Annotated in this window: 3 protein-coding genes; 2 read left to right on the forward strand and 1 reads right to left on the reverse strand. The window is 45.0% G+C overall.

Annotated features, from left to right (window positions below):
- Positions 1-129 precede the first annotated feature (129 nt).
- Positions 130-8,514, reverse strand: coding sequence for an FG-GAP-like repeat-containing protein (locus NSTC745_RS35715; protein WP_445635253.1), 8,385 nt, complete (start codon positions 8,512-8,514; stop codon positions 130-132).
- 413 nt (positions 8,515-8,927) lie between these two features.
- Between NSTC745_RS35715 and NSTC745_RS35720 the strand changes: the two genes are divergently transcribed.
- Together NSTC745_RS35720 and NSTC745_RS35725 are read left to right on the forward strand one after the other, a co-directional pair.
- Positions 8,928-12,137: a TIGR03032 family protein gene (locus NSTC745_RS35720; RefSeq protein WP_445635254.1), complete on the forward strand. Its 3,210-nt coding sequence runs from the start codon at positions 8,928-8,930 to the stop codon at positions 12,135-12,137.
- Positions 12,138-12,241: 104 nt separating this feature from the next.
- Positions 12,242-13,093, forward strand: coding sequence for a hypothetical protein (locus tag NSTC745_RS35725; RefSeq protein ID WP_445635255.1), 852 nt, complete (start codon positions 12,242-12,244; stop codon positions 13,091-13,093).
- Positions 13,094-13,599 lie beyond the last annotated feature (506 nt).

The raw sequence follows: 13,599 nt of genomic DNA on the forward strand, positions 1-13,599 counted from the left end.
TTGGGGGTGAGGAGATATTGCCTACCCCCAATTTAGACCAATCTATAAACCCAACTTATCATGTATCCGAGATCGTCTAGTTTTTCTACATTCCCTAAAAAATATACAATTGTTTTGCCTGTATAAGGCTTAAATTGTGCCAGTCAAATTAACTTTGACAATCAGATCGTTAAAATCGCGATCGCCACCACCAGGTAAATCCTCGAAACCAAAGGTATTATTTCCTAACAAGCGAATATGATCTGAGCCATCGGAATTAGCACCCAAGAATGGAAAATAAACTGCCGGATCGTTTTTGGAATCTTTATCTAAAAGCGCATCAGGAGTACCATCAACAATAATAAACGGAGCAAAAATCCCACCAGGTTGGAAAGTACCACTGTAAGTAGCGCTACCTTGATTGCTGACACTCAAATCAATACCAGCAACTCGACTACGCACGGCAGCCTGAATATAACCAGCTTGTCCCGTGAGAATATCAGCCACCCCATCGCCATTCGTATCAATTCCACCATTTTCATCAATTACTTGATAGAAGCCGACATAATTGTTGTAAGCCGCCTCTCTATAAACATTAAATTCAGCAATAACTGATTGTTCGACATCTCGCAAATCAATCATTTCTCCTTGGAATTTACTTTGTAGCTTTGTACCCAAAGGTAAAGCTTGATTTGTCTGCTTAATCTTCACCACCAGAGCGTTAAAATCTGTAGCAGTGTTATTAGCAAAATCCTTCCAACCTAGAGAGAAATTATCATCACCCAAGGCTGTAATTTGTTGTGTTGAGACATCAGAAAACAATAATTTGCCGATGGAGTTAGGATCGTTACGTACAGCATCAAAAGTACTATCTTTGACTAATAAAAATCTGAAATACTGACCAGAAGTCAATTCCAGTAGAGTTGTGAGATTATTAGAGTCAAAGCCATTAGGAGTATTGGCGATCGCAGATAAAATTACCTGTGACCGTTGTAAAGCAGCTGCGGCATAACCATCAGCACCAGGCGCAATACCGTCAATCGTACCCAGAGCATCATCAACAGTAAATAAGCCCAGTTCATTTACTAGATTACTACTGTGTCCAGCGAGCTTGATTTCAAGCCTGACTTTGATATCCTCACCAGTAATATTGAAGACATCATCATTAGGGTTAGTTAAATGACTGGGTATTTCCTCATCTATAACTGGTGTGAAACTAATGTCGCGGGTTGCGACGATACTATCTAAGCTGCCATCATTGACAACAAAGTTGATACTGCGCTTTGTGGTGCTGGGTTTATTGCTGCTGTTTTTATAGGTAACAGAACGCAGTGCAGTTTGATAGTTGGCGACAGTAGCACTACCAGTTAAAGTTAAAACACCATTGCTATAGCTGCCAGTAATGCCGTTTTGGTCAGTGAAATCGAGGATATCTTCTGTAGCAAGAAAATCGATAATACTGACTGTGGCACTGTTGAGGTTGCTGGAGTCAACATCACTGATGGTAATACCGGAGTCGATGATTCTAGCGTCGTCATTTTCGGTGTAGTCGAGGGGGGTGTCGGTGGCAGTAATAACTGGGGCATCATTAACTGGGATTAGATTAATATCGCGGGTTGTAGCAGTACTATCTGAACTACCATCATTGACGACAAAACTGATGGTGCGGCTGGTGGTGGGGTTATCGCTGCTGTTTTGATAAGTAACAGAACGCAGTGCAGTTTGATAGTCAGCGATGCTGGCACTGCCACTTAAGGTTAAAACACCATTGCTATAGCTGCCATTAATGCCATTTTGGGCAATGAAAGCGAGGGTATCTTCTGCGGCAACAAAACCGCTGCTGATGCTAATTGTGGCACTCTCTAGGTTGCTGGAGTCAACATCAGCGATCGCAATATCCAAGTCGATGGCTTTAGCTGGGTCGTTTTCGGTATATGCTAGGGGGATGTCGGTGGCAGTGATGACTGAGGCATCATTAACTGGGATTAGATTAATATCGCGGGTTGTAGCAGTACTATCTGAACTACCATCATTGACGACAAAACTGATGGTGCGGCTGGTGGTGGGGTTATCGCTGCTATTTTGATAGGTAACAGAACGCAGTGCAGTTTGATAGTCGGCAATGCTGGCAGTGCCACTTAAGGTCAAAACACCATTGCTATAGCTGCCAGTAATGCCGTTTTGGTCAGTGAAACCAAGGTTATCTTCTGTAGCAATAAAATCGATAATACTGACAGTGGCACTGTTGAGGTTGCTGGAGTCAACATCACTGATGGTAATACCGGAGTCGATGATTCTAGCGTCGTCATTTTCGGTGTAGTCAAGGGAGGTATTGGTGGCAGCGATAACTGGAGTATTATCAACTGCGGTGAAATCAATGTCGCGGGTTGCAGCGATACTATCTGAACTACCGTCATTGACTACAAAACTGATGGTGCGGGTGATGGCGCTGGGGTTATCGCTGCTGTTTTGATAAGTAACAGAACGCAGTACAGATTGATAGTCAGCAACGCTGGCACTGCCAGTTAAGTTTAAAACACCATTGCTATAGCTGCCACTAATGCCGTTACTAGCAGTGAAACCGAGGCTATCTTCGGCGGCGACAAAACCGATGATGCTGACAGTGGCGCTGCTGAGGTTACTGGAGTCAACGTCTGTAATAGTCAGATCCGGGTCGATGACTTTAGCCGCGTCGTTTTCGGTGTACGCCAGGGGAGTGTTCGTGGCGCTAATGACTGGGGCATCATTAACTGGGATTAGATTAATGTCGCGGGTTGCAGCAGTACTATCTAAACTACCATCATTGATAACAAAACTGATGGTGCGGCTGATGGTGGGATTATCACTGCTGTTTTGATATGCGATCGAACGCAGTGCAGTTTGATAATCGGCAACGCTGGCATTACCAGTTAAGGTGAGAATGCCATTGCTATAGCTGCCACTAATGCCATTAGCATCAGTGAAACCGAGGGTGTCATCTGAGGCAATAAAACCGCTGCTGATGCTGACTATGGCACCATTGAGGTTGCTGGAATCAACATCGCTGATGAGGATACCGGGGTCAATGGCTATAGCGTCGTCGTTTTCAGTGTAGTCAAGGGGGGTGTTTGTGGCGGCGATGACTGGAGCATCATTAACTGCGGTGATATTAATATCGCGGGTTGCAGCGATACTATCTGAACTACCGTCATTGACGACAAAGCTAATAGTGCGAGTAGCGGTGCTAGGGTTATCGCTGCTATTTTGATATGCGATCGAACGCAGTGCAGTTTGGTAGTCAGCGACGCTGGCATTGCCAGTTAAAGTTAAAACACCATTGCTATAGCTGCCACTAATACCATTTTGGGCAATGAAAGCAAGGGTGTCTTCTGCGGCGACAAAACCGCTGCTAATGCTGACTGTTGCACTGTTGAGGTTGCCGGAGTCAACATCGGTGACGGTAAGACCAGAGTCTATCGCTGTAGCCGCATCGTTTTCAGTGTAAGTCAGAGGGGTGTTAGTCGGGGTGACGACAGGAGCATCATTGACTGCGGTGATGTTAATGTTGCGAGTGACAGTGCTGCTGTTTAAGCTGCCATCATTGACAACAAAGCTAATAGTGCGGGTGGTGGTGCTAGGGTTATCGCTGCTGTTTTGATATGCGATCGAACGCAGTGCAGTTTGATAGTCAGCGACGCTGGCATTGCCAGTTAAAGTTAAAACACCATTGCTATAGCTGCCACTAATACCATTTTGGGCAATGAAAGCAAGGGTGTCTTCTGCGGCGACAAAACCGCTGCTAATGCTGACTGTTGCACTGTTGAGGTTGCCGGAGTCAACATCGGTGACGGTAAGACCAGAGTCTATCGCTGTAGCCGCATCGTTTTCAGTGTAAGTCAGAGGGGTGTTAGTCGGGGTGACGACAGGGGCATCATTGACTGCGGTGATGTTAATGTTGCGAGTGACAGTGCTGCTGTTTAAGCTGCCATCATTGATAACAAAGCTAATAGTGCGGGTGGTGGTGCTAGGGTTATCGCTGCTGTTTTGATATGCGATCGAACGCAGTGCAGTTTGATAGTCAGCGACGCTGGCATTGCCAGTTAAAGTTAAAACACCATTGCTATAGCTGCCACTAATACCATTTTGGGCAATGAAAGCAAGGGTGTCTTCTGCGGCGACAAAACCGCTACTAATGCTGACTGTTGCACTGTTGAGGTTGCTGGAGTCAACATCACTAATGAGGATGCCAGAGTCTATTGCTGTAGCCGCATCGTTTTCAGTGTAAGCCAGAGGGGTGTTCGTTGATGTAATAGCTGGGGCATCATTAACTGCGGTGATATTAATATCGCGGGTTGCAGTGGTGCTATTTAAGCTGCCGTCATTGACGATAAAGCTAATTGTGCGGGTGGTGCTGCTGGGGTTATCGCTGGTGTTTTGGTATGCGATCGAACGCAGTGCAGTTTCATAGTTGGCGACAGTAGCACTACCAGTTAGGGTTAAAACACCATTGCTATAGCTGCCACTAATACCATTTTGGGCAATGAAAGCAAGGGTGTCTTCTGCGGCGACAAAACCGCTGCTAATGCTGACTGTTGCACTGTTGAGGTTGGTTGAGTCAACATCGGTGACGGTAAGACCAGAGTCTATCGCTGTAGCCGCATCGTTTTCAGTGTAAGCCAGAGGGGTGTTAGTCGGGGTGACGACAGGGGCATCATTGACTGCGGCGATGTTAATGTTGCGAGTGACAGTGCTGCTGTTTAAGCTGCCGTCATTGACGATAAAGCTAATAGTGCGGGTGGTGGTGCTGGGGTTATCGCTGCTGTTTTGGTAGGTAACAGAACGCAGTGCAGTTTGATATTGGGCGACAGTAGCACTACCAGTTAAGGTTAAAACACCATTGCTATAGCTGCCACTAATGCCGTTTTGGGCAGTGAAACCGAGGATGTCTTCTGCTGCGACAAAACCGCTGCTAATGCTGACTATGGCGCTGTTGAGGTTGGTTGAGTCAACATCGGTGACGGTAAGACCAGAGTCTATCGCTGTAGCCCCATCGTTTTCGGTGTACGCCAGGGGGGTGTTGGTCGGGGTGATGACTGGGGCATCATTAACTGCGGTGATATTAATGTTGCGGGTTGCAGTGGTGCTATTTAAGCTGCCGTCATTGACGATAAAGCTAATTGTGCGGGTGGTGGTGCTGGGGTTATCGCTGGTGTTTTGGTATGCGATCGAACGCAGTGCAGTTTGATAGTTGGCGACAGTAGCACTACCAGTTAAGGTTAAAACACCATTGCTATAGCTGCCACTAATACCGTTTTGGGCAGTGAAACCGAGGATATCTTCTGCTCCGACAAAACCGCTGCTAATGCTGACTGTGGCGCCGTTGAGGTTGGCGGAGTCAACATCAGCGATCGCAAGACCAGAGTCAATGACTTTTGCTGGGTCATTTTCAGTGTAAGCCAGTGGGGTGTTAGTGGCAGTGACAACTGGGGCATCATTGACTGCGGTGATGTTAATGTTGCGAGTGACAGTGCTGCTATTTAAGCTGCCGTCATTGACAACAAAACTAATGCTGCGGATGGTAGTAGTGGGATTCTCGCTGCTGTTTTGGTAGGTGATAGAACGCAGTGCAGTTTGATATTGGGCGACAGTAGCACTACCAGTTAAGGTTAAAACACCATTGCTATAGATGCCACTGATGCCATTTTGGGCAGTGAAACCAAGGATGTCTTGCCCTGCGACAAAACCGCTGCTAATGCTGACTGTGGCACCGCTGAGGTTGCTGGAGTCGGCATCGATGACGGTAAGACCAGAGTCTATTGCTGTAGCCGCATCGTTTTCAGTGTAAGCCAGAGGGGTGCTGGTCGGGGTGATGACTGGGGCATCATTAACTGCGGTGATATTAATGTTGCGGGTAACAGTATTGCTATTTAAGCTGCCGTCATTGACGACAAAACTAATGGTGCGAGTAACGGTACTGGGGTTATCGCTGCTGTTTTGATAGCTGACAGAACGCAGTGCAGTTTGATAGTCGGCGATGCTGGCAGTGCCACTTAAAGTTAAAACACCATTGCTATAACTGCCACTAATGCCATTTTGGGCAGTGAAACCGAGGGTATCTTCTGCGGCGACAAAACCACTGGTGATGCTAATTGTGGCACCGTTGAGGTTGCTGGAGTCAACATCGCTGATGAGGATACCGGGGTCGATGACTTTAGCTGGGTCGTTTTCGGTGTACGCTAGGGGGGTGTTGGTGGCAGTGACGGCTGGGGCATCATTAACTGCGGTGATATTAATGTTGCGAGTGACAGTGCTGCTGTTTAAGCTGCCGTCATTGACGATAAAGCTAATTGTGCGGGTGGTGCTGCTGGGGTTATCGCTGGTGTTTTGATAGGTGATAGAACGCAGTGCAGTTTGATAGTCGGCGACACTGGCACTGCCAGTTAAGGTTAAAACACCATTGCTATAACTGCCACTAATACCGTTTTGGGCAGTGAAACCGAGGATGTCTTGTGCGGCAACAAAACCGCTGGTGATGCTGATTGTGGCACCGCTGAGGTTGCTGGAGTCGGCATCGGTGACGGTAAGACCAGAGTCGATCGCTGTAGCCGTATCGTTTTCGGTGTACGCTAGCGGGGTGTTGGTGGGTGTAACGACCGGGGCAATAGGTTCTGCAATTGTTAGAGTCGCAGTGATACTTGCACCAAGGATGTAGTCCGGGCTGGATTCTAGGTTGATAGTAACTGTTTCATTGGGGTCATCTAGGGGGATATCGGTTACAGCTGTGACTTTTAAGGTAGCGGTGGTTTTTCCTTGGGCGATGATGAAGGTGTTAGCTGTAACAGCGGTGATATTTGTGTCGGCTACCAAGGCGTAGTCTGTGGTAGCGGTGGCTGTGCTACCGATGGTGTTGAATTTGACGACTAAGCCGCCAACAGGGGCGGGGGTGTCGAGAGTGATGATAAAACTGCCGTCTGGACCGCCTTCTTTGGGATTAGTGCCTGAAGCGATGGTAATTTTGGGGGTGGTGTTCAACAGCACTGAGACTCTGTTGTTTCCGAAGTTACCAGCAGCCAAATCCAGCTTGCCGTCCCCGTTGAAGTCTCCCACTGTAATTGACCGGGGACTATTACCGACGGTGAATTTGCTGGCGGTGCCGAAGCCGCCTGTGCCGTTGCCTAAAAGTACCGAGACATTGCTGCCGTTTCTGTTAGCGGTAGCCAAGTCCAGCTTGCCGTCGCTGTTGAAATCTCCCACTACCAGCGATCGCGGACTGCTGCCGGCGCTGAAGTTAGTAGGGGTGCCAAAGCCGCCTGTGCCGTTGCCTAGCAGCACCGAGATGTTGTTGCTGGTGTAGTTAGCAGTAGCCAAATCTAGCTTGCCATCACCGTTGAAGTCTGCCACTATGACTGACTGAGGAGCACTACCGACAGTGAAGTTGGTGGCGCTTCCAAAGCCGCCTGTGCCGTCACCTAGAAGCACTGAGACCTTATTGCTGTTTCTGTTAGCGACAGCCAAGTCCAGCTTACCGTCACTGTTGAAGTCTGCCACTGTGACTGACTGGGGATTAGTGCCGACGGTGAAGTCGGTGGGGTTTCCAAAGCCGCCTGTGCCGTCACCTAGAAGCACTGAAACCTTACTGGTGGTTCTGTTAGTGACAGCCAAGTCCAGGTTGCCGTCGCCGTTGAAGTCTCCCACTGTGACTGACTGGGGACTAGTGCCGGCGCTGAAGTTAGTAGCTGTGTCGAAGCCGCCTGTACCATTGCCTAGTAGCACTGAGACGTTGTTGCTGGTGTTGTTAGCGGCAACCAAGTCCAGGTTGCCGTCGCCGTTGAAGTCCCCCACTGTGACTGACTGGGGACTAGTGCCAACGGTGAAGTTGCTGGCAGTGCCGAAGCCGCCTGTGCCGTTGCCTAGCAGCACAGAGACCTTGTTGCTGGTGCTGTTAGCAGTAACCAAGTCCAGTTTGCCGTCGCCATTGAAGTCTTCCACTGCGATCGAGATGGGGCCAGTGGCGACTGTGAAGTTGCTGGCAGTAGCAAAGCTTGCTAATACTTTGGTGTAAGCTTCTCTAATTTCTGGTTGTAAAGCTAGGCTGGAGTCAATTTGACCTATTTTGACTTCTAATTCCCAACTTCCCCCAAGTTGGGCATTGCCGATTTTACCGACTGAGGCGGCAATGTTCGCTCCGGTGAGTCGGTGTAGGCTTTCTATGAAGGTTTTTCCTGTTTCTCCAGCCGCGACTTCACACCCGTAGATGAGGATTTCTGCGGCAAACCATTGTTGTAGTTGCTGGCGATATGTGTGGAGGTTGCCTAAATTTAGTTGGCTACTACCTAGTTGCAAGCTGCCGGGGCTGCCGTGGGCAATTATCTGGATACTGGCTGCCGGATGTTTCTTGCACAGGGCGCTGATTTGGTCGATGCCGTCAATGTGTTTGTTGAGGACGGCTACTTTGGCTGTGGGTAGGATGCCTAATTTTAGTATTTGATGGTCATCAATTCCGGCGTCGATGATGACTAGAGTCTGCTTTGTAGCGATCGCGTTGGTAGTTCCCATGATATTTCAGTATTTTCCGATTTGGTAGTCATTTGAATGCTAATTTTTATGCTTAAAAATATACGTACTTAAGTAGTATAATTTAGCAAAAACTTCAGTAAAATTGCTGTGGTTCTTTATATGTAAATGGTTTTAGTAAATCATTTACAGTTGCTAGATTGGGTTAAGGAACGAAAGCCAACCCTAAACGCTGATTTCTCGCTTTCACTCTGCTTAACTAAAGCTAAATTTAGCCTTGCGTGAATTTCCTATATACCGTAGGTTGGCAGTAAATTTTATAGACAAGAAGCGCTCAAATAAACTTCAGGTATTTGTTGACTTCAATTGAATATATGTATATTTAATAACTGAACGCCCAACATTCTAGCTATGTTGTTCGTGAGTGTCAAAAGTCAAAATTTATATCTTTACTAATGCTTCAAAAATCTACAACTAAAGCTTGTCTCCCTATAGAAACACTCGCCTCACGACATTTCATCGACTGGCTACAAATTCAGCAAATTAGTTTGGCTTTCACTACTTATCAAAGTTCCCGCCTCATGCTGCTAGGAACGAACGCCCGCGGTGAATTGTCGGGATTTGAGCGTTTTTTTGACCGTGCAATGGGGTTATTTGCTACACAAGAACGAATTTATCTTAGTTCTAGATTCCAACTGTGGCAGCTAGACAATGTGCTGGCTCTAGGGCAACTGTATGATGGTTATGACAAGCTTTATATTCCCAGGATTGCTTATACTACCGGGGATTTAGATATTCACGATTTGGTGGTGGAAACTGATAACCAACGCATTGTATTTATCAGTACAATATTAAATTGTGTAGCAACGGTGAGCGATCGCCATAGTTGCATTCCTTTATGGAAACCTAAGTTTATTTCTAGTTTAGTCAATGAGGATCGCTGTCACCTCAATGGTTTGGCGCTGGTAGACGGTAAGCCCCGCTATGTTACCCTCTGCGGTGAATCGGATGTGGTGGATGGTTGGCGGGACAAGCGACAAGGCGGTGGCTGTATCATTGATATTCAATCTGATGAGATTATTGCCACGGGTTTATCTATGCCCCATGCGCCACGATTTTATCAGGGTAAGTTGTGGTTGCTCAATGCTGGTACAGGGGAGTTCGGCTATATCGATAGCGATGGAAAATTTCAGGCTGTTGCTTTTTGTCCCGGTTTTTTGCGTGGTTTGGCATTTACTGGAGATTATGCGATTGTTGGCTTATCTAAACCCCGCGACAAAACTTTTTCTGGTTTAAAACTAGATGAAAATTTAGTCAATAAAAATATTGAACCGCACTGTGGTTTGATGGTTATTGATTTGAAAAGGGGCGAAGTCGCCCACTGGTTACGTCTAGAAGGAGAAGTGACGGAACTCTATGACGTGCAGGTGTTACCAGGTGTCCGTCGCCCGCAAGCTTTGGGATTCCAAACTCAAGAGATTCAGCAGTTAATTACCCTCGATCCGCGTTCTCCCCTCATCGAGGGAAATTTGGCTGGTGAAAATAGCCATCCAACCATCTCTGCAATAACTCCTCATCAAGCTTGGGCTAATTCTGATTCGCTAACAGAACAAGCCCAGCAATTCCCAACTGTAGAACAGCTTTATCAACAGGCTTTTGCTTTACAAAAACAACTAAAATTTACAGAAGCGATCGCCCAATACGAAGAAATTATCGCCCAATATCCCCAATATGCTCCAGCTTGGTATCAGTTGGGCGTAATTATGTGCAATCAAGGACAAATTTACCAAGCTGTTTTCGCTTACCAAAAGGCATTGACAATCAACCCGAAATATGCAGAAGCACATAATAGTTTAGGTATGGTGCAAGTAGCCGAGAAAAATTTAGAAAAAGCGATCGCTTGTTTTGAATCTGCAATTCTCAGCAATTCTAACTATGCTTTTGCTCACAATAATCTTGGTCTAGTTTGGCAAATGCAAGGGAAGCTATCAGCAGCAGCAACCAAGTTTCGCCAAGCTTTACAGAAAAATCCTAATTATCCAGAAGCTTATGTGAATTTGGGTATTGTATTAGAAACACAAGAAAATTTACAAGGTGCGATCGCTTGTTATCGTTGTGCCATTCGTCGCAAACCAGACTATATTAAAGCTTATAACCGTTTAGGGTCAGCATTGTTATCCTTGGCTATGACTTCTCAAGGCGAAGTAGATGAAGCCAGGGTAGCATTTGAAAAGGTTTTACAGCTGCAACCAGATTCGGCTGAAGCATTCAATTATTTGTTTTACCTCAAAGAAATGACTTGTGACTGGCGGATGCGTCAGTCCGATTTAACCCGCATTTGGGAACAAACTCTTTTGGAAGTCGAACAAGGAAAACCGACAACAATCGGCCCCTTCGATACTTTATACAAGCCTTGGGACAGGAATTTTCTGCTCAAAATAGCCCAGACTCATGGAGAGAGTATTAAAGCACAATGGGCAAGCGAAAAACAATTTCTCAATTTTACTCATTCCCGTTCTTTGAATGGGCGGCTACGCATTGGCTATTTATCTAATGATTTTCGCAACCATGCTACTAGTCATTTAATGAAAAGCTTATTTAACCTCCACAATCGAGGTAATTTTGAGATATTTGCTTACTCTTTTGGCGGGGATGACAATAGCGAATACCGCCAACATATTGTTGCTAACTGCGAACATTTCCAAGATATTACTACTTTATCTACAGAAGAAAGCGCCCGCCAGATTTATGATGATGGCATTCATATATTAGTAGATCTTAAAGGTTACACCGCTGGTTCTCGCAGTGCCATTTTAGCTTTACGACCTGCTCCGATTCAGGTTAATTATTTGGGCTATCCTGGAACGATGGGTGCTGACTTTATCGATTATATTATTGGCGATTCAGTAGTCACACCACCAGAATTTGCTAATAGTTTTAGTGAAAAGCTAGTCACCTTGCCACACAGTTATCAAGTCAACGATCGCCAACAAGCTATTGCTTCGACTCCCGTGGCTCGTTCTCAGTATGGTTTACCAGAGGCGGGTTTTGTCTTTTGCTGCTTCAACAACAACTATAAAATTGAACCGCAAATTTTCGATGTTTGGATGAGAATTCTCGCCGCAGTTCCGGGAAGTGTCCTGTGGTTGCTTGTGAGATTTCCTGCTGCTGAGGATAATCTTAAAAGAGAAGCCGAAGCGCGGGGAATTGATAGCGATCGCTTAATTTTTGCTCAATATCATACCAAAGCAGAACATTTAGCGCGGCATCAATTAGCAGACTTATTTTTAGACACTTTATATTGTAATGCTCACACTACTGCTAGTGATGCTTTATGGGCAGGGTTACCAGTTCTCACCTGTATAGGAAAAACATTTGCTTCTCGTGTTGCTGCTAGTTTACTAACAGCAATTGGCTTACCAGACTTAGTTACTAATAACTTAGAAGAATACGAGCAATTGGCAATAAATTTAGCTCATTCTCCTACGGTATTGCAGGAACTCAAACAAAGATTAGCACAAAATCGTACTATTTATCCGCTGTTTGATACACCACGATTTACCCGCAATTTAGAACAAGCCTACTCTGCTATGTGGGAGATTTATGCTAGTGGTAAACCGCCACAAACAATACAAGTGAGCGATATTAGCAAATCGCCGAGCTAGCAGAATTCAGAATGAAAATATGGTTTCGGTCTAGCTTTAGGATTTAGATTGCGTAGTTGATTAACTTGAAATCTGCTGTAATTTGAATTAAAAAACCGTGATTTATGAAATTTGCAGTCTCGATTATTAAACCATCTGATTATCCTCATAGTGCAGCCTTTCAAGAAATTGCGGAAAGTATTCACTATGGGTTAATAGAATTGGGTCATGATTCGATATTGACTACGGTAACAAATTTAGGCGATCGCCAATTAATTGTTTTAGGTGCAAATCTTCTTTCGTGGTATCCAGTGACTCTACCATCTGATACAATTCTCTATAATCTAGAGCAGATTTACCAAGGTTCGCAATGGTTAACTCCAGCTTTATTGAAATTATTTCGTCAATATCGTCTCTGGGATTACAGCCAAGAAAATATCTTACAACTTGCTAAATTGGAAATTACTAATGTTAGCCATTTACCAATTGGCTATGTACCCCAATTAACTCGTATAAATCAAATTCCAGAAGCACAACAAGATATTGATGTACTATTTTATGGTTCGCTGACTAAAGAACGTTTATCTATTATTAGAACGCTTCAAGCTCATGGGTTAAATACTGTTGCACTTTACGGCGTATATGGTGAAGAACGAGATAAATTTATTAGCCGTGCCAAGATAGTTATCAATATACATACCTGCGAAAGCAAATTATTTGAAATAGCACGTGTTTCTTATTTATTGGCTAATCAAAAATTTGTGATTTCTGAACGTGGATTAGATCCAGCCGCAGAAGCTCCATTTTCATCAGGAATGGTATTTGCAGACTACGAGAAATTAGTAAGCGCTTGTTTAGATTTTATTCATCGTCCTTGTCGCAGAAGACAGATTGCTACAATAGGATTCGAGATTATGCAACAGCGATCGCAGGCAAAATATCTCCAAACTATTCTCACATTTAATCCTTGTAATTAGGACGTGTCAAATAATTAGCGATCGGCAAATTAGATGAAGTCGAAAACATTGCGAAATGTTCTCATAAGGACGCATAACTTCAAAAGGATAAACCATAAATTTGAGACATTAACCCATACATAAAATATTCTCTGGCTGAACAGGAAAAAAATGAAGTTTTGGTATTGCTGAAATTCAGTATGATTTGCTGCCCATCTAATTTATAATCTTGTTTGTAGAAGCAATTCACGAATTGTCTCTAAAGAAATCACACTTAGAATTAGCAACACCAAAATTTTGAACAATCTGTCTTTAAAAAAGAATTCCGTCGTTGTATAATTGCGGGATGATTTTGGAATTTTTGGCTCGACCATATAATCTGCGCGTCTGGTGTGTTTTTACCTCCCCTGTTCGCGCAGGGTCTCTCTTAAGAGAAGTTCAATTCGCTGGAAGCCAGCGTTCCGACTTCTCTTTGCCTCAGCCTCAATCATCCCCCTATTTAGCAACGCCAGAATTTCTTAGCAGTC

The organism is Nostoc sp. DSM 114161 (genome assembly GCF_052692665.1).

What these genes read in the sequence shown, in the direction of transcription:
- NSTC745_RS35720 (WP_445635254.1), top strand. Translation starts at nt 8,928, where the DNA reads ATGCTTCAAAAATCTACAACTAAAGCTTGTCTCCCTATAGAAACACTC.
- NSTC745_RS35725 (WP_445635255.1), top strand. Translation starts at nt 12,242, where the DNA reads ATGAAATTTGCAGTCTCGATTATTAAACCATCTGATTATCCTCATAGT.
- NSTC745_RS35715 (WP_445635253.1), bottom strand. Translation starts at nt 8,514, where the DNA reads ATGGGAACTACCAACGCGATCGCTACAAAGCAGACTCTAGTCATCATC.